Source organism: Sinorhizobium prairiense, from assembly GCF_029201645.2.
Taxonomy (GTDB): domain Bacteria; phylum Pseudomonadota; class Alphaproteobacteria; order Rhizobiales; family Rhizobiaceae; genus Sinorhizobium; species Sinorhizobium meliloti_A.
On sequence record NZ_CP104131.1, the window covers coordinates 1,939,334 to 1,957,362 of the forward strand.

The following is an 18,029-nucleotide window of genomic DNA, read 5'->3' on the forward strand; positions in this document are numbered from 1 at the left end:
AGCATTCACCTTTTGCAGCTACGCACGTCCGCACGGAAAACCGCTATGCACTGGAAGTGCTCTAGCCGTGGCTCTCCGGCTCCTTGTGAACGGCTGTTCTATGCCCGTGATAGAGATCGCTATCAAGGTACCGCTGGATGCCGAAGCGGACAAGCACACCGATCGCGGCCGCCGCGGGCACCGCCACGAGCAGGCCGACGAAGCCGAAGAGCGCGCCGAACGCAAGCAGGGCGAACATCAGCCAGACCGGGTGCAGCCCGACGCTTTTGCCGACCAGTTTCGGCTGCAGAATATTGCCTTCGAGAAACTGGCCGCTGAAGAAAACGGCGAGAACCACAAGGATCCAGACATAGTCCGGCCAGAACTGAACGAGCGCGACGCCGAGCGCAAGCACGAGACCGACCAGCGATCCCACATAGGGGATGAAACTGATCATGCCGGCGAAGAGGCCGATCAGGAGGCCGAAATTGAGGCCGACCATGCTCAGCCCGATCCCGTAGTAAAGGCCGAGGATCACGCAGAGAGAGCCCTGGCCGCGTACAAACCCGGCAATGGTCGTATTCATGTCGCGAGCGATCTGCCGCACGACCTCGACGTAATCGCGCGGTATCCAGCTGTCGACCCTGTCGACCATACGGTCCCAGTCGAGCAGCAGATAGAAGGCGACGACGGGGGTGATGACGAATAGGGACAGGATATTGAGAAGTGCCAGGCCGGAGTTCCAGATCTGCTGGAACAGCGTGCCGAGGAAGCTTGCGCCTTGCTCCAAGAGCTTGGCCGAGTTCTCCTTGATGGTCGTCATCTGGCCGGCGAGCCAGTCCGGCAACAGCGTCGACTGGCTGTCGGTCAGGAACTCCTGAAGCCTGGTGATGTAACCCGGCATTTTCTGAATGAATTCGGCAGCCTGCGTGACGACCAGCGGAACGATGATCATCAGCGACAGCGCCAGCACGACGACGAAGGCGACCAGGATGGCGATCGTCGCCATCAGCCGGCTCAGACCGAGCCGCTCCAGGCGATCGGCGACAGGATCGAGAAAATAGGCGAGCGCCATGCCGGCGAGAAAGGGCAGAAGGATGGAGCTGAACACCAGCAGGAAGGCAATGAAGCCGACAAGCACCAGCAGCCAGAAAAAGATCTGGCGCTGAAGTCCCATACTGCTGACCCGATCGCCCATGACGGCCCCCGTTGCGCGCGGCACACCGCACCTTCCGCGTCGTTCGTTCGCACGAGATAGGGCTTGGGGCGCGCCAAGGTCAAGTCCGGCGGCGCTCACGGGACAAACGGCCTGTGACCGGCAGAAGGCGCTGACCACAGGCAGATTCACGAAAAAAGCAGGATCGGGCGCGCCTCTGCGCTTGCACTCCTCGCTTCTCCGTGCCAATCGCATCCGCAATCAGCGACGATCCTTGGAGAGCGAGCATGAGCCAGTCGGGAAAGAACGGCCTCACCTACAGCGACGCAGGTGTCGATATCGATGCCGGCAACCTGCTGGTCGAGAAGATCAAGCCGCATGTCCGCTCGACCCGGCGCCCCGGCGCCGATGGCGAGATCGGCGGGTTCGGCGGCCTTTTCGACCTGAAGGCCGCCGGTTTCAGCGATCCGGTCCTCGTCGCCGCCAATGACGGCGTCGGCACGAAGCTCAAGATCGCGATCGACGCCGACAAGCACGACACGGTCGGCATCGACCTCGTCGCCATGTGCGTGAACGATCTCGTGGTGCAGGGCGCCGAACCGCTGTTCTTCCTCGACTACTTCGCGACCGGCAAGCTCGATCCCGACCAGGGCGCCGCGATTGTCGCGGGAATTGCCGCCGGCTGCCGCGAGGCCGGCTGCGCGTTGATCGGCGGCGAGACGGCCGAGATGCCGGGCATGTATTCCGGCGGCGACTACGATCTTGCCGGCTTTGCCGTCGGCGCGGCCGAGCGCGGGCAGCTTCTGCCTGCCGGCGACATCGCCGAAGGCGACGTCATCCTCGGGCTTGCCTCCTCGGGCGTGCACTCGAACGGCTATTCGCTAGTGCGCAAGATCGTTTCGCTCTCGGGTCTTGCCTGGGATGCTCCGGCACCTTTCGGCGAAGGCACCCTCGCCGACCTCCTGATGACTCCGACGCGCATCTATGTGAAACCGCTCTTGAAGGCGATCCGCGGGACGGGTGCGATCAAGGCACTGGCCCACATCACCGGCGGCGGCTTCCCCGAGAATATTCCGCGGGTGCTGCCGAAGCATCTTGCCGCCGAGATCGACCTCGGCGCCATCAAGCCGCCGGCCGTCTTCTCGTGGCTCGCAAAGACCGGCGGTGTTGCCGCCAACGAGATGCTGCGCACCTTCAATTGCGGCGTCGGCATGATCGCCGTGGTTCCGGCGAGCGAAGCGGAAAAAGTTGCGGCCGTGCTTGCCGGCGAAGGCGAAACGGTCTTCACGCTCGGCCGCATGGTCGCACGCGCCGAGGGCACACCCGGCACGATCTACAAGGGCAATCTCGCCATATGAGCTTGATGACCGGCAAGAAGAAGGTCGTCGTGTTCATTTCCGGCGGCGGCTCCAACATGATCGCGCTGGCGAAGGCTGCCGCCGCGCCGGATTTTCCGGCCGAGATCATTGCGGTGATCGCCGACAAGGCGGATGCAGGTGGCCTCGACAAGGCGGCCGGGCTCGGCATTCCGACCTTCGCCTTCGTTCGCAAGGATTTTGCGAGCAAGGAAGCGCACGAGGGAGCAATCCTGGCCGAGCTCGACCGCCTCCAGCCGGACGTGATCTGTCTCGCGGGCTATATGCGCCTTCTTTCTGCGGCCTTCATCCAGCGCTACGAGGGCCGGATCCTCAACATCCACCCGTCACTGCTTCCGCTCTTCCCAGGGCTCCACACGCACCGCAGGGCGATCGACGCCGGGATGAGGATCGCAGGCTGCACCGTGCACTTCGTGACGGAGGGTATGGACGACGGGCCGATCGTCGCCCAGGCGGCCGTACCGGTCGTTTCCGGCGACACGGCGGATACCCTCGCCGCCCGCGTCCTTACCGTCGAGCACAAGACCTATCCGATGGCGCTTCGGCTCGTGGCTGAAGGCAAGGTGCGGATGGAAGCCGGCCGGGTGGTCAGCCATGCCGTCGGCGAGGCAACGGGTACGCTCATTTCCCCCGTCATCTGACGCAAGCGGGTCATCTTCCCATCGCCAGCCGCCGGTCGAGCGCATCAAGCACGCGTCGTGTTAAAGCGGCATAATCGCCATCGAAATGATGGCCTCCCTCGATGGGAACCACCTCGATACCGGAGGATTTCAGATCCGGGCAAGCGTCGTCCTCCTCGTCGGTGCCGTAGATGCACTGAACGAGTGGCGGCTCGATCGCCTTGATGTCGTCGACCGGGTCGCCGGCATTCCCCTCCCCATCGGCGCCGAGCCAGCCGAGGACGGAGATCTTGTAGTCGGCGCGATGCGACAGTGCCATGAGCGTGACCTGCCGTATGCGTGCGCGGGTCGCGGGCGCAAGCAGGTTGTATGTGCGCGGCAGGATGTCGGCGCCGAAGGAATAGCCGATCAGCACTACGTTACGGACGTTCCACCGCTTGCCGTAATAGGTGATGACACGGGCGAGATCGTCCGCCGTCGCCTGCGGCTGGCGCTCCGACCAGAAATAGCGCAGCGAATCCACCCCGACGACGGGCACGCCCTGCTGCTGCAGGGCATTGCCGACCTCCTTGTCGATGTCGCGCCAGCCGCCGTCGCCGGAATAGATCACCGCCATGGTATCGCGCGTTGGCTTCGCATCGAGAACGGTCAGGGGGAGCCCGAACGGGTTGTCCCCGTCGTCCTCCTGCTGGATGTACCCGGCGAGCGTGCCGGAGAGTGCGGCATAGACGTCTTCGTCGCTCGCCTGGATTTCGACGTCCGGATGCTTGGCTGCGAGAGCGGCGACGTGCTCGCGCCCGGCGGGCGACGCAGACGGCGAAGAGATTACGGTTACCGGGTCGGGTAAGGCGCCATCGGTCAGGCCATAGACCATGCGGTCGCCTTTTCGAATTTTTTCGGCCGGAGTGCAGAGCTGCTTCGTCAGGGCGATACCCTCTTCGGGATCGACCGCGAGCGTCCGGCCGATGGTCGCTGCGGGCGACTGTGCGGCGATTGCCAGCGCCATGGCGCCGCCGGCGCCGACGCCGGCGACGATCGGCGGCCGATAGGCGCCGCTGCCGGCCGCGCGCTGCACCTGCTGACTCAAGGATTCGATGTCCGAAACGGTGTAGACGCAGTCCCCGTCATCCCTGGCAAGGGCTGCCAGATAGGCCTTGAGGTCGATGCCGATGACGAGCGCTTTCTCGCTCGAAAGCTTTCGGGCCACGGCATCCTCCCTCTCAGTCCAGCCGCCGGCGTCCGAAAGCAGCACCACGGCGCCGGAAGGCGCCTCTTTCGGGAACAGGATGTGCGGTGCGGGGATCATGCCGGTGTCGAACTTTGCCGCGTCTTCGGCAAAAGACGGAAGGGATGCAGTGCCGGCAATCAGGGCCGCCAGGGCTGCATGCTTCAATATCCTTTTAATGGGGGTCATTTCCCGATCACTCCCTTCAGACCGCCGCCGATCAGGAATGTCGCATCCATCAGCGCCAGGATCGGGTTGAAGCCGCCGCTCGCCACCAGGTAGCGCGGTTGCCACTGCGGGTGAAACTTGGACTTGAAGGCACGCAGTCCCTTGAAGTTGTAGAAGCGCTCGCCGTGCTCGTAAAATGCCCGGCCGGCGCGGTCCCATACGGGCGCCAGCCGGCGCTCCGACATTCCCGACAGCGGTGCCATTCCGAGATTGAAACGCCGATAGCCTTCGTTCTTCAGATATTCCATCAGTTGCGCGAACAGGAAATCCATCGCCCCTTTCGGCGCCTCGGGCGAGAAACGCATGAGGTCGACCGAGCCCTCCTCCTTCGTGCCGGTGATCAGAATATTGGAGAAGGCCACGATGCGACCCTGCCATTTGAGGATCGCAACAGGCTGCGCCGTCAGATATCGCGGATCGAAGGCGCCGAGGGAAAAGCCCTTTTCCCGCGCATTGTGGTGGGCGAGCCAAGCATCGGAAACGGCCTCGAGCTCCGGAAGGATCGCCGATACCTCCGCAGGCGCGACGACCGAAAACTCCAGCCCGTCGCGTAGGCCACGGCTCACCTGCTGGCGCAGGTTTGCCCACTTGCCGCCCTTCATCTCGAATCGCGTGAGATCGACCTCGGCAAGTTCGCCGAGACGGAAGGCTCGCAAGCCCGCATCCGCGTAATGGGCAAGCCCGCGCGCCGAGACCTGGTAGAAGACGGCCCGGCAACCATTGGAGCGCGCCGCCTCGATGAACTGCCAGATCAGGTCCGGCCAGGCATCCACGGACCCGACCGGATCGAACAACGCAATCCAGGAACGCGCCCAGCGGCCATACATGATGAAGGCCCGGCCGTCGGCGGAGAACATGATGCTCTTGTCACCCATGCGCACGAGGTTGGCATCGGACATGTCCTGCGCGTCGACGATGGCGATAGCCCGTTCCATCTCCTGCCGGCAGGCGGGGGCAACCGCCGCAGCGGTCGGGCGCATCAGGCTCCAGGTCGCTACGGCACTTGCGCCGATCGTCACTCCCAGAAGGGCGCGGAGCCCGCGCGGCGCCTCGGCGGAGAATTCGAACTGCCACCAGAGCTCATGGCTATATGCGACGTCGCGATAGACGAAGAGCAGGACGACGAATGCGCCGAAACAGATCACGCCGAGCGCGGTAAGCCACGGCAGCGTCAGCGCCTGTCCGAAAAGCGAGGCGGGACGGTTGAAGAGCCGCCGACTCGCGAGCAGCCCGACAAGGAGGAAGGCGAGCATGCCGGCTTCCCCGAGCGCCACCGCCTTCACCAGGGAAAGCAGGGTTGCGGCCAGCGCGATCCCGATCGATGCCCACCAGGCGCCGTCGAGACGCAGCGCCAGCCCCCGCGCGACGATGAACAGCGCCAGACCCAACAGGCTCGCCAGGAAATGCGCCCCTTCAATGATCGGAAGGGGCACGTAATTCGCAAGAAAGTCCAGGTTCTCGTCCGGGGTCGGCGTCACGCCCGAGAGCACCAGCATCAGGGCGAGGACGAGCGCCAGCGTGGCAAGCAAGAGCGGCGTCATCCGGCCGCCGGCGCGGCGAAGGCTGGAGGCCGCCGGGTGGCCCGCCAACTGGCGGAGTTCGATGCCGATCATGACGACGATGGCGATGAGCAAGGGCAACAGGTGGTAGATGACGCGGTAGAGGACGAGTGCACCGAGCACCGCATCGACGCCGCCTGCGCGGCCCAGGCTCGCAACGATCACCGCTTCAAAAACGCCGAGCCCCGCCGGCACGTGGCTGAGCACGCCGAGGCCGACCGCCACGGCGTAGATCGCCAGGAAGGCGGGCCAGCCCACCGTTCCGGCGGGCAAAAGGACATAGAGGACGCTCGCCGACGCAGCGAGATCGAGCGCCGTCACGAGGAACTGGCACGAAGACGTCCGTGAGTCCGGCAGACGCAGGACGAGGCGGCCGATGCGGACCTCGCGACCGCTGCGGGCGGCGACCAGCACCGCCAGCAAGCCGGCAAGGACGAAGGCGGCGATTGCCCGCAGCCATGCCGCATCGATCCCGGTCAACGGCGCCACGTATTCGCCAACGGCAAGCAGGCTCAGGCATGTGACCGTCGCGAGCCCCAATCCGAAGGCGAGCGTGACGAAGGCGATGATACGGGCGATCTCCTCCGGTTCCAGTCCAAGGCGCGAATAGGACCGATAGCGGATTGCGCCGCCGCTCAGCGGACCGAAGCCCGCCGTGTTGCCGACCGCATAGGCGCAGGCGGCGGTGAGCGCGACGGCGGGATAAGGGAGCTTGCGTTCGATGTAGTCGAGCGCGCTGACGTCATAGAAGGTGAGTGCGAGGAAGCTCAGGCCCGTGAACAGGATCGCCGTTGCCACCGATCGCCGGCTTGTTTCCGACAGCGCCGACACGACATCGTCATATTGCACCTCGGCCGTCAGGTGAAATATCGCGGCCCCGAAGAACGCGATCACGAGGAGTGTGCCTAGCGCGGAGAGATAGCGCTGGTTGCGCTTCAGAAAGAGCATCCATGCGCCCCGCGGCCGCTGGTCTTTCTCTTCAAACTCTTCAGAGGAGGACGCCATTGGATCGCCCGTGTCGTTGAAGGAGACGACAAGGACTTACCGCAGCGCAGCGCGATCAAACAGTGAAATATCGGTAATGTAGAATATTGCAGAGTATCAGGCGATTACTGGGCCAGAGAGGCACGGTTGAGCATAGCCCACTGCAGAAGCATGATGGTTTTCGCGTCGCAGATCTCGCCGGTGCCAATCCCCGCGACGGCTTCGTCGAAGGAAATTTCCAACACCTCGATGTCCTCGCCTTCATGCGCAAGCCCGCCGCCCGCCGCGACCTTCTTCGATATATCGATGAGACCGAGGAAGAAGCTCGTGCGCTCCGTAATGGAGCCGGGGCTCATATAGGCATCGAAGAGATGCATAGCCGTCTCGATGCGGTAGCCGGTTTCCTCCATCGCCTCGCGGCAAATGGCGACTTCCGGCGCTTCGCCGTCGAGGAGGCCCGCCGGCGCTTCGAGGAGATATCCCTTTTCCCCTGCAGGAAAACCGGCAGGCGCAGCTGGCGGACGAGAACCACCACCTGCCGCTCCGGATCGAAGAGGAGGATCGTTGCGGCGCGACCGTGGTCGTGGACTTCACGCACGAGGCGCGCGGTGCTGCCGTCGGACATTTCCTGCTCGATCGTGATCTGCTCGAGATTGATGAAACCATCCCAGACCGTCTTGCGATCGATGATCCGGAAGCGCGGGTCTGCGTTTTTGATCATAAGAAATCCTTCGAGGCCTGTTGAGATTCGGGCTACCCGCCGCCGCTTGTTCGATCGCCTGTGCTCGTCACAGGGATCCAGCCGGACCAAGTCCTTGGGCCGAAAGAACTCTTCCCGCGCCGCAGATGAGGGGGCATAAAGTCATCGTGATCTGGAGAGCGGCGGTCAGGTCCGCCGCATCCAGACCCGGTTGTCGTGGAATGCAGCGCCGCCATAGGGTGCCACGGCATCGGCACCGGTCAAGACGTTGATCCCCTCCCCGTCCAAGTGGGCGCCATTGGGCCAAAGCCCTTCGGCGATGACGACGCCGCGACGGGCACCCCCTCCGATCTTCGCGTGCAGGCGAATTTCACCACGCCCGTTGCCAAGCCTGACGACGTCGCCCTCGGCGATACCGAGTTCGGCCGCATCCTGCGCATGAATCATGACTTCCGGCCGGCCTTCCTTCTGGATCGAGGACGGGGTTTCGGCAAAGGTGGAATTGAGGAAGGACCGCGCCGGCGACGTTGCCAGCCGGAACGGATGCCGCTCGTCGGCCACCTCGATGAGGTCGACATGATCTGGGAACTCGGGGAGTTCACCGTGCGGCCCCTGAGCCCCCATCGCCTCCGGTGGCCGGTTCGGCGCGGGCGTACCGGTCCAATCCGCCTTGAAGCGGAACCTGCCGTCCGGATGCGCGAAACCGTTGAGGAAATGCGCCTCCTCGAAAGCCGGCTGGCAATCGAGCCATTTCCGTTCCTTCATCTCGTCGTAGCCGATGCCGTAATTGGCGAGCAATCGATCGATATGCTGACGTTCCGTCATCCCGAAGCCGGGACAGTCTGCGACGCCGAGACGCTTTGCCAGCTCTTCGATGACGAAAAGATTGGTGCGCACGGTCGGCGGCGGCTCGACGACTTTCGGCCCGAGCAGAACATGCTGGTGGCCGCCACCGCGATAAAGGTCGTCGTGCTCGAGGAACATGGTGGCCGGCAGGACGATGTCCGCGACTTGCGCGGTGTCCGTCATGAATTGCTCGTGCACGGCGACGAAGACGTCGTCGCGCAGAAAGCCGCGCTTCACCAGCCGCTGCTCCGGCGCGACATTGACCGGATTGGTGTTCTGGATGAGCAATGCCGTCACGGGACCGCGATTGCGAAGCGCCTCGGCGTCTCCGGTCAGCACGCGGCCGATCTGCGACTGGTCGAGCATGCGCACATCCGGATCGTGAAGGGTGCTGCCGACGAGCTCGCGCTTGTCCAGCCGGAAAATGTCGTTGTTCGAATGGAAGGCACCGCCGCCCTCGTGCTTCCAGGAGCCGAGCACCGTGGCAACGGAGGCTGCGGCATGGATCGCGACGGAACCGTTGCGCTGGCGGGTGAAGCCGTAGCCGAGACGGAAATAGGTCCGCGCCGTCGTCCCGACGAGTCTCGCGAAAGCTTCGATCTCCTCCACCGAAAGCCCGGTGATCGCGGAAGCCCATTCCGGTCCGCGCGTCTTCAGATGCGCTTCGAGCCCCGCGGGATCGTCGGCGAATTCAGCCATATAGGCGCGGTCCGCATGACCGTCGCGGAAGGCGACGTGCATGACGGCGCAGGCGAGCGCCGCGTCGGTGCCCGGCTTCAGGACCAGCCCCATATCGGCCTGCTTGATAGTCGGATTGTCGTAGACGTCGATGACGACGATCTTGGCGCCGCGCTCCTTTCGCGCCTTGACCGCGTGGGTCATGACATTGACCTGCGTCGCAACCGCATTGGTGCCCCAGATCACGACGCAATCGGACTTGGCCATCTCTCTTGGGTCCGGTCCGCGCAGGGTACCGGTCGCCATGGTGTAGCCGGTCCAGGCCATGTTGGTGCAGATGGACCCGAAGAAGCCGGAATAGCGCTTGGCGTGGCGCAGCCGCTCGATGGAGTCGCGCTGCACCTGCCCCATCGTGCCGGCATAGAAATAGGGCCAAACCGCCTCCGAGCCGTGCCTCTGTTCGGCTTTGACGAACTGGTTGGCGATCTCGTCCAGGGCCGTCTCCCAGGAAATCTCCTGCCAACGCCCCTCGCCCTTCGCACCGAGCCGGCGTTGCGGCACCATCAGCCGGCCAGGATGATAGATGCGCTCTGCATAGCGGGCGACCTTGGCGCAGATCACCCCCGCCGTATAGGTGTTTTCCGCCGCGCCGCGTACGCGGCCGATCCGGCCCTCGGCGGTGAGGTCGACCTCCAGAGCGCAAGCCGAGGGACAGTCGTGCGGACAGACCGAATGGCCGATGGTTTTTTCTTGTCTGATAGGGGTCGCAACGTTCATGGCTTTTCTATATGGCATGGCCAGGGACGCTCAAAGCCCCATTCGCCATTCATCGAAACAATTGATCGCGGCCATCGGCAACGCTTATGAACTACCGGCACATCTACCACGCGGGCAACTTCGCCGATGTCCTGAAGCACGCGGTGCTGGCACGGCTCGTCACCTATCTGAAGCAGAAGGACAAGGCCTTCCGAGTGCTGGACACCCATGCGGGGATCGGCGTTTACGACCTTTCAAGCGAGGAAGCGCAGAAGACCGGCGAATGGCGCGAGGGCATCGGAAGGCTGATCGAGGCCGAGCTTCCCGCCCCGGTCGCCGCCATTCTCGAACCGTATCTTTCCGCCGTTCGCGACCTCAATCCCGAGGGCGGCCTCATGCATTATCCGGGGTCGCCGAAGCTCGCTCGCATGTTGTTTCGCCCGCAGGACCGGCTGTCGGCCATGGAACTTCATCCGGAGGATCACGAGGCGCTGCACCGGCTCTTCGAAGGCGATTTCCAAAGCCGCATCACCCGGCTCGACGGCTGGCTGGCGCTGGGCGCACATCTGCCGCCGAAGGAAAAGCGCGGGCTCGTTCTCGTCGATCCTCCCTTCGAAGCCGAAGGCGAGTATGAGCGGCTGGTGGACGGACTGGCCAAGGCATACCGCCGCTTCACCGGCGGCATCTACTGCCTCTGGTATCCGCTGAAGAAGGGCGCACCGATCAGGGATTTTCATGAGTCGCTCAAGGCTTTGGAAATCCCGAAGATGCTTTGCGCCGAACTGTCGGTGCGCAGCGATCGCGTTACCACGGAACTCGCGGATCCGGCCTCGTCATCGTCAACCCGCCCTTCACGCTGAAAGGTGAACTCGACATTCTCCTACCCTACCTGAAGACACAACTCGCCCAGGATCGTTTCGCTTCGGGGCGTTGCTTCTGGCTGCGCGGCGAGGCGCCGCTCGATCGAGGGCCTTGACGGATAAGGTTCTGTGGCTTCAATCTCTTACGACGACTCAGGGAGGTAGCCATGACTTGCAAGCTTGCCGCAATGCTTCTCACCTCGCTTTCCCTCGTTGCCGGCGTGACCAGCAGCGCGGCCGCCGCAGACTTTGCGGAAGTTCCCGTTGCCCGGCATACCTACGACGTCGGCGTTTGCGGCAACCCCTCCGTCCTGGGTTTCATCACCCGGCGCTTCGACTACAAGGCGGCGAACTATCTGCGCGCCAACATCGCCATCGCCGAGATCCGTGAAATGGGTCAAAGCCGCTTCGAACCGCGCGATTACACCCATCTGGTGGAACGCGAATATTGCTACGCGACCGCGGTGACCACGGACGGCGTTCGGCGCCCGATGTGGTATCTGATCGAACGGCCATGGGGCTTTGCCGGCGTCGGGTCCAATATCGAGTTCTGCGTCGGGGGTCTCGACCCATGGTATGTCTACGGCGCCAACTGCGCTTCGCTTCGGTGATCGCAGCACCTAACGCATGTCGCCCAAAAGTGCGCAGCGGTTTTGGGACAACGACATGCATCGGTACGAAAAGCTGACGCGCATCTCACGAACTCGATCGAATGCGACGCCTTTCAGCCTGCTGCCGGCAATCGTCGTCCTTGGCACGCTTCTCGGCTGTAGCGGTGAAGAAGGCAGCCAGACTGCCCCGAACGCCTCGAATGATTTGGCGAAACGTGCGTCAATGGCGCCTGTGCCCGTCGGCACGGGTTTCGACTTCTATGTGCTTTCCCTCTCCTGGTCGCCGACCTGGTGCGACGCCAACGACCCGAAAGGCAAGTCCGACCAGTGCGAAACCGGCCGCGGGCATGGCCTGATCGTACACGGGCTCTGGCCGCAGAACGAAGGCAGCTATCCGGAATATTGCCGGACGCGGCACTCGGATCGCGTGCCCGAATCACTCGGACGGCAATATTTCGATCTCATCCCCTCGATGGGCCTTATCGGCCACCAGTGGCGCAAGCACGGCACCTGTTCCGGCCTCAGCCAGAGGGATTATTTCGCGGTCACGCGGGCCGCGCATGAGAGGCTCGCCATTCCTCCGGAATTGACGGCTGCGGACGGCGCGCAGAACCTCTCCGTCCAGGCGATCGAAGCGGCCTTCGAGAAGAAAAATTCCGGGATGACGAGCGAGTCGATCGCTGTTACCTGCGAAGGAAGGTTACTCGAAGAAATCAGGATCTGCTTCGACAAGGAACTGAAATTCAGGGCTTGCCCTCAAGTCGACCGACAGGCCTGCAGACGAGACACCGTCTCGTTGCCTCCAGCACCATGATGGAAAGACATCGCATGAAGATACTCTACTCGCCTGCCTCCCCCTATTCGAACAAGGTCCGCATGGCGGCTCATCATGCCGGAATCGCGGCGGACAGCGTTCTCACGGAAACCAATGCCAATCCGCCGCAGCTGATCGACAACAATCCGCTCGGAAAGATTCCGACGCTGATCACTGACGACGGCCTGGCAATCTACGACAGCCGCGCGATCATGCATTTCATCGATCGCGAAACCGGGGGCAAGCTCTATCCGAAGAATCACGAGAAGCGTACCCGGATCGAGATCTTCGAGGCACTTTGCGACGGCATTTGCGACAGCCTGCTCGCGATCGTCTACGAGAAGCGCTTCCATCCGCCTGAAAAGGTGCACCAGCCCTGGATCGACCGGCAATGGGAAAAGGTGGAACGGGGCCTCGACTACCTCGAAGCAAACCTGCCCAAGACCGGAGGGAAGCTCAATGCCGGTCATTTCGCACTCGCCGCCACGCTGCGCTACATCGAACTGCGCTTCGCCGGCGAATGGCAGAAGGGCCGGCCCAAGCTCAAGAACTGGCCTGCCAAATTCGAGAAGCACTTCCCGGATTATTCGAAGTTCAAGGCTTGAGCATCGCGAAGCTTGCTCTTGCTTGCATCGCCCCTCATCCGGCCTGCCGGCCACCTTCTCCCCGCAACCGGGGTGAAGGAGACTCGTGGCGCGCGCCGCAGGATGCGGCTCAAAACAAAAAAGGCCGGGGTTAGCCCGGCCTTTTTTCGATCGCGTTGGACGGATCAGAACTTGACGCCCATACCGAGTTTGACGCTGTGCTCGTCGTAGCCGGACGAGATCGTCGAACCGCCGGCGCGGAAGTCCTTGGAGCCGTAATCCGTGTAGCGGTATTCGGCACGCGCGGTGATGTTGTCGGTGACGAAGGTTTCGGCGCCGACACCTGCGGTCCAGCCGACAAGAGTCTTGTCGTCGGAGCCTGCCGGAGTCGAAAGCTTGGCATTGCCGAGTGCGACACCGGCCGTGCCGTATACGAGAACCGGGTTCAGGTCGACACCGACGCGACCGCGGACCGAGCCGTTGACACCCTGCTTGACGCGGCGGCCGCTGGAGCGGGCATCGTTGCCGGTGTAGTTTACGTCGGCCTCACCGCCATAAACCATCTGGCCGTCCTGAACGTTGTAGCCGCCATAGAGACCGCCACCGAAACCGACCGACTTATTGTTGCCGGTCGCATCGGCCTCGCCATGGTGCCAGTCGATGGTGCCGCCGACATAGGCGCCGGACCAGTTGCGCACCGCCGGTTCGGTATATTCGGCAGCCGGAGCAGCCGGAACTTCGTCGACCACGTCAGCGGCGTGGGCGGCCTGGAAAGCAACGAGGGCCATGGCCGAGGCCATGAGGGTGGTGGTGAGCGTACGCATACTATTCTCCTTTCGAACCGGCGTTCCGTTTTAGGTGTTTCCCGGCGGAACACCGGACATCTGTAATTAACCCGCCCGGTTGACCCGAAATTGATCAGGAAATGAGGAATCACAAGAGCCAAAATGTGAAATTTTAGTGGCGGCAACGCGACTGAAAAGCGATGTTGCAGCGCCGACACAGGGATTTTATTAACCATGATTCATGATTAACGAAAGATATACTATAGCAATACAAACTAATGCAAATTACGGCTTCCGCGTTAATTTTTCAGAAATGAATCCTCCGGCGAGAGTTTCGGCGAGCGTTTCCAGTCTATATCTTCTGCCACTCGGCATCAGGATTCGAAGAACGGGACGAAACTTTGAAAAGGACACTCAAGGCGGCGCTCGTTACCGGCGGCGCCCGACGCATCGGCAGGGCAATAGTCGAGGATCTGGCGGCGCACGGTTTCGCGCTCGCCATTCACGCGAACGGATCGTTCGCAGAAGCGGAGGCGCTCGCCGAGAAGCTGGGAAAGACCGGCGCGAGGGCGGTCGCACTCAGAGCCGATCTTACCGAAGCCGGCGCCGCCTCCGGGCTCATCGCCGAGGCAACGGCCCTGCTCGGTCCGCTGGATCTCCTCGTCAACAACGCCTCGGTGTTCAACAAGGACAGCCTCGCCGAGTTCGACGAAGCGGTATGGGAGCGGCACTTCGCGCTGCATGTCAAAGCCCCCTCTCTGCTCGCCCGCGATTTTGCCCTGCAGCGGCCGACCGACGTCTCCGGTCTCATCGTCAATGTGATCGATCAGCGCGTCTGGTCTCCAAATCCGCGCTTTTATTCCTATATGTTGTCGAAGTCGGCGCTGTGGACGGCAACTCAGACGATGGCCCAGGCGCTCGCCCCCGACATCCGCGTCAACGGCATCGGACCCGGGCCGACGCTGCCGAACGAGCGACAGGATCCGCGTGATTTCGAGGCCCAGGTCGAGGCGCTGATCCTCAGGCGCGGTCCGGCGCTCGATGAATTCGGACGTGCGATCCGCTTCCTTTTCGACACGCCGTCGGTTACCGGACAGATGATTGCACTCGACGGCGGCCAGCACCTTGCCTGGGAGACGCCGGATATTCGGGAGATAGTGGAATGAACGGGCAGACGCCCACCGATGGCGGCATCCTTTACGACGCCACGGAGACGGACGATGAAGACGATCTGGTCGAAGTGACCGAGCCCGAACGGCCGGCGCCGGCAATAGGATGGGCGGAGAGCCTGCCGGAAGCGGCGGGCCTCAAGGGAGCCGAACTCATCCAGGCCTTCGTCAAGCGCCTGCCGAACGGGCCCGGCGTCTACCGGATGCTCAACGAGGCCGGCGACGTGCTCTATGTCGGCAAGGCCCGCAGCTTGAAGAAGCGGGTGAGCAACTATGCGCAGGGGCGCGGCCACTCGAACCGCATCGCGCGCATGGTTCGCGAGACCGCACATATGGAATTCGTGACGACGCGGACGGAGATCGAGGCGCTGCTGCTCGAAGCGAACCTCATCAAGCGCCTGCGCCCGCGCTTCAACGTGCTTCTGCGCGACGACAAGTCCTTCCCCTATATCGTCGTCACCGGCGATACGCGAGCGCCGGCGCTCTACAAGCATCGCGGCGCGCGCAGCCGCAAAGGCGACTATTTCGGCCCCTTCGCCTCGGCCGGAGCAGTCGGACGCACGATCAATTCGCTGCAACGCGCCTTTCTTCTCAGAACCTGCACGGACAGTGTCTTCGAAACACGCACGCGCCCCTGTCTGCTCTACCAGATCAAGCGTTGTTCCGCGCCGTGCACGAACGAGATCAGCGATGCGGACTACGCGGAACTGGTCAGCGAAGCCAAGGACTTTCTCTCCGGCAAGAGTCAGGCGGTGAAGGCGACCATTGCCTCCGCCATGGCCGAGGCTTCGGAAAACCTCGATTTCGAGCGTGCCGCGCTTTACCGCGACCGGCTGGCCGCGCTGAGCCACGTCCAGAGCCACCAGGGCATCAATCCGGCCGGCGTCGAGGAAGCGGACGTCTTCGCCATTCATCACGAAGGCGGCATCTCCTGCATCCAGGTGTTCTTCTTCCGGACGGGGCAGAACTGGGGCAATCGCGCCTATTTTCCGAAAGCCGACCCTTCGATCCCGCCGGCCGAGGTGCTCAGCGCGTTTCTTGCCCAGTTTTACGACGACAAGCCCTGTCCGCGGCAGGTCCTGCTCTGCGCCCCCGTGGAGGAACAGGAACTGCTTGCACAGGCGCTCAGCGAGAAATCCGGCTACAAGGTCTCGATCCTCGTGCCGCAGCGCGGAGAGAAGAAGGATCTCGTCGAGCATGCGCTCGCAAACGCCCGCGAGGCGCATGGCCGCAAGCTCGCGGAAACCGCTTCGCAGGGGCGCCTGCTCGAAGGCTTTGCCGCAACCTTCCAACTCCCTTACGTGCCGCGCCGCATCGAGATCTACGACAACTCGCACATCATGGGCACCAATGCGGTGGGCGGCATGGTGGTCGCCGGCCCGGAGGGCTTCGTCAAAGGCCAGTACCGAAAGTTCAACATCAAATCGACCGACATCACGCCGGGCGACGATTTCGGCATGATGCGCGAGGTCATGACGCGGCGCTTTTCCCGTCTCCTGAAAGAGGAGGGCAAGCCGGATCGGTCCGCAGAGCCGGGTGAGGATGCCGGTTTCCCCGCGTGGCCCGACGTCATCCTGATCGATGGCGGCCAAGGGCAGATGACGGCGGTTCGTGCGATTCTCAAGGAACTCGGCATAGAGGACAGCGTGGCGGCGATCGGCGTGGCCAAGGGCGTCGACCGCGACGCCGGCCGCGAACGTTTCTTCGCCGAAGGCCGGGAAAGCTTTACTCTGCCGCCGCGCGATCCGGTCCTCTATTTCATCCAGCGCCTGCGCGACGAAGCGCACCGCTTCGCGATCGGCTCGCATCGGGCTCGCCGGAAGAAGGAAATGGTCAAGAATCCGCTCGACGAGATCGCCGGAATCGGCCCGACGCGCAAACGCGCGCTCCTCACCCATTTCGGAACCGCCAAGGCAGTCTCCCGCGCCGGCATCAACGACCTGATGTCGGTAAACGGCATTTCCGAAACGGTCGCCCGTATCGTCTACGAGCATTTCCACGAAGACGCCGCCAAATGACGGCGCGGCGCGGTTCAGCCTGCATTCAGGCGAAATCCGCCAATTATGACAGGCGTCACGCAATGATCTGTTGACCTTATGGTCGCAAAGTCATTCTGTACAGCTGAACCCGGAGGGGATGAGGAAAGGCATTCGGCGTTTCCGCCCGCATCCCGCTTCGACCACTAGAATCGATCGCGCCGAGACCCCAGATGGCGGGAAATGAGGACTGTCGTGTCCAGAGAAACCGAATCCATGCCAACGCCCATAGCCTATAGCATCCCGAATCTGCTGACCTATTTCCGCATCCTGATCGTGCCGCTGATCGTCTTCTGCTTCTTCATCGAAGGCCGGCTTCACAGCTCGGACTTCGCGCGCTGGACCGCGCTTATTCTCTTTGTCGCGGCTTCGATCACCGACTTTTTCGACGGCTATCTCGCCCGCATATGGAAGCAGACCTCGAATATCGGCCGCATGCTCGACCCGATCGCGGACAAGCTGCTGGTCGCCTCGATCCTGCTGCTCGTGGCCGCCGACGGGACGATCGCCGGCTGGTCGATCTGGGCTGCCATCATCATCCTCTGCCGCGAGATACTGGTTTCCGGTCTGCGCGAATATCTTGCAGCTCTCAAGGTCAGCGTTCCGGTGACGCGGGTTGCCAAATGGAAGACGACGATCCAGATGGTGGCGATCGCGTTCCTGCTGGCCGGTCCGGCCGGCGACAAGATCGTGCCCTATGTGACGGAAGCCGGTATCCTGCTTCTGTGGATCGCCGCGGCCATCACACTCTACACCGGCTACGACTATTTCCGCGCCGGCCTGAAACATGTGGTCAACGAATGAGCACGGTAAACCTCGTCTATTTCTCCTGGGTTCGCGAACGCATCGGCAGGCCTGAAGAAACACTGGACCTGCCGGAGGATGTCGTCACGATCGCCGATCTGCTTGGCCATCTGAGGACCCGCGGCGAGGAGTATGCCGCGGTGTTCGAGCACGCGAACGTCATCCGCGCGGCGATCAACCAGGAACATGTGGAGCACGGCGAGCCGATCGCCGGCGCCCGCGAGATCGCCCTCTTCCCGCCGATGACGGGCGGCTGAGA

The 18,029-nt window shown here is 63.0% G+C and carries 14 protein-coding genes and 2 pseudogenes; 10 read left to right on the top strand and 6 right to left on the bottom strand.

The annotated features are described in order from the left end of the window. Positions 1–61: 61 nt before the first annotated feature. Positions 62–1,177 (bottom strand): AI-2E family transporter, encoded by a 1,116-nt coding sequence (locus N0Q91_RS12030; protein WP_275596495.1) that lies wholly within the window; start codon positions 1,175–1,177, stop codon positions 62–64. A 245-nt stretch (positions 1,178–1,422) separates the two neighbouring features. On the opposite strand from N0Q91_RS12030, the gene purM reads away from it, so the two are divergent. Together purM and purN are read left to right on the top strand one after the other, a co-directional pair. Beyond that, positions 1,423–2,493, top strand: coding sequence for a phosphoribosylformylglycinamidine cyclo-ligase (gene purM / locus N0Q91_RS12035; RefSeq protein WP_018094699.1), 1,071 nt, complete (start codon positions 1,423–1,425; stop codon positions 2,491–2,493). Next, entirely contained in the window at positions 2,490–3,152 is a 663-nt protein-coding gene (gene purN / locus N0Q91_RS12040; RefSeq protein WP_275596496.1) for a phosphoribosylglycinamide formyltransferase, read from the top strand. The genes purM and purN overlap by 4 nt, the downstream gene beginning before the upstream one ends. Before the next feature lie 10 nt (positions 3,153–3,162). On the opposite strand, the gene N0Q91_RS12045 is transcribed toward purN, so the two are convergent. The 4 genes and pseudogenes from N0Q91_RS12045 to N0Q91_RS12060 all read right to left on the bottom strand — a co-directional run bounded on the left by N0Q91_RS12045 (position 3,163) and on the right by N0Q91_RS12060 (position 10,146). Beyond that, complete coding sequence (locus tag N0Q91_RS12045; protein ID WP_275596497.1) at positions 3,163–4,545, bottom strand: virulence factor; 1,383 nt, start codon at positions 4,543–4,545, stop codon at positions 3,163–3,165. After that, positions 4,542–7,148 (bottom strand): bifunctional lysylphosphatidylglycerol flippase/synthetase MprF, encoded by a 2,607-nt coding sequence (gene mprF / locus N0Q91_RS12050; RefSeq protein WP_275596498.1) that lies wholly within the window; start codon positions 7,146–7,148, stop codon positions 4,542–4,544. The genes N0Q91_RS12045 and mprF overlap by 4 nt, the downstream gene beginning before the upstream one ends. Before the next feature lie 104 nt (positions 7,149–7,252). Next, a pseudogene (locus tag N0Q91_RS12055) lies at positions 7,253–7,848 on the bottom strand (NUDIX domain-containing protein). A gap of 165 nt (positions 7,849–8,013) precedes the next feature. Continuing rightward, a complete protein-coding gene (locus N0Q91_RS12060; protein ID WP_275596499.1) occupies positions 8,014–10,146 on the bottom strand; it encodes a molybdopterin-containing oxidoreductase family protein in 2,133 nt (710 codons plus the stop codon). A 68-nt stretch (positions 10,147–10,214) separates the two neighbouring features. On the opposite strand from N0Q91_RS12060, the pseudogene N0Q91_RS12065 reads away from it, so the two are divergent. From N0Q91_RS12065 to N0Q91_RS12080, 4 genes and pseudogenes are all read left to right on the top strand, one after another. Beyond that, a pseudogene (locus N0Q91_RS12065) lies at positions 10,215–11,083 on the top strand (23S rRNA (adenine(2030)-N(6))-methyltransferase RlmJ). A gap of 51 nt (positions 11,084–11,134) precedes the next feature. Next, on the top strand, positions 11,135–11,578 hold the full coding sequence (locus N0Q91_RS12070) for a hypothetical protein (RefSeq protein ID WP_018094692.1): 444 nt from the start codon (positions 11,135–11,137) through the stop codon (positions 11,576–11,578). A gap of 55 nt (positions 11,579–11,633) precedes the next feature. Beyond that, entirely contained in the window at positions 11,634–12,392 is a 759-nt protein-coding gene (locus tag N0Q91_RS12075) for a ribonuclease T2 family protein (protein ID WP_410177259.1), read from the top strand. A gap of 14 nt (positions 12,393–12,406) precedes the next feature. After that, positions 12,407–12,997, top strand: coding sequence for a glutathione S-transferase (locus N0Q91_RS12080; protein WP_275596501.1), 591 nt, complete (start codon positions 12,407–12,409; stop codon positions 12,995–12,997). A 164-nt stretch (positions 12,998–13,161) separates the two neighbouring features. Here N0Q91_RS12080 and N0Q91_RS12085 read toward each other — a convergent pair whose 3' ends face one another. Then, positions 13,162–13,800, bottom strand: coding sequence for an outer membrane protein (locus N0Q91_RS12085; RefSeq protein WP_018094689.1), 639 nt, complete (start codon positions 13,798–13,800; stop codon positions 13,162–13,164). A gap of 362 nt (positions 13,801–14,162) precedes the next feature. Here N0Q91_RS12085 and N0Q91_RS12090 point away from each other — a divergent pair, with 362 nt between their 5' ends. The 4 genes from N0Q91_RS12090 (at position 14,163) to moaD (ending at position 18,027) form a co-directional block, all read left to right on the top strand. After that, positions 14,163–14,927 (top strand): SDR family oxidoreductase, encoded by a 765-nt coding sequence (locus N0Q91_RS12090; protein WP_275596502.1) that lies wholly within the window; start codon positions 14,163–14,165, stop codon positions 14,925–14,927. Then, the gene (uvrC, locus tag N0Q91_RS12095) at positions 14,924–16,948 is read left to right on the top strand and encodes an excinuclease ABC subunit UvrC (RefSeq protein WP_275596503.1); all 2,025 of its coding nucleotides are present in this window, start codon (positions 14,924–14,926) and stop codon (positions 16,946–16,948) included. The genes N0Q91_RS12090 and uvrC overlap by 4 nt, the downstream gene beginning before the upstream one ends. Before the next feature lie 234 nt (positions 16,949–17,182). Beyond that, positions 17,183–17,770, top strand: a complete 588-nt coding sequence (gene pgsA, locus N0Q91_RS12100; protein ID WP_003531610.1) for a CDP-diacylglycerol--glycerol-3-phosphate 3-phosphatidyltransferase — start codon at positions 17,183–17,185, stop codon at positions 17,768–17,770. Next, positions 17,767–18,027: a molybdopterin converting factor subunit 1 gene (gene moaD / locus N0Q91_RS12105; RefSeq protein WP_018094686.1), complete on the top strand. Its 261-nt coding sequence runs from the start codon at positions 17,767–17,769 to the stop codon at positions 18,025–18,027. Before pgsA ends, moaD begins: the two co-directional genes overlap by 4 nt. Positions 18,028–18,029: the final 2 nt, after the last annotated feature.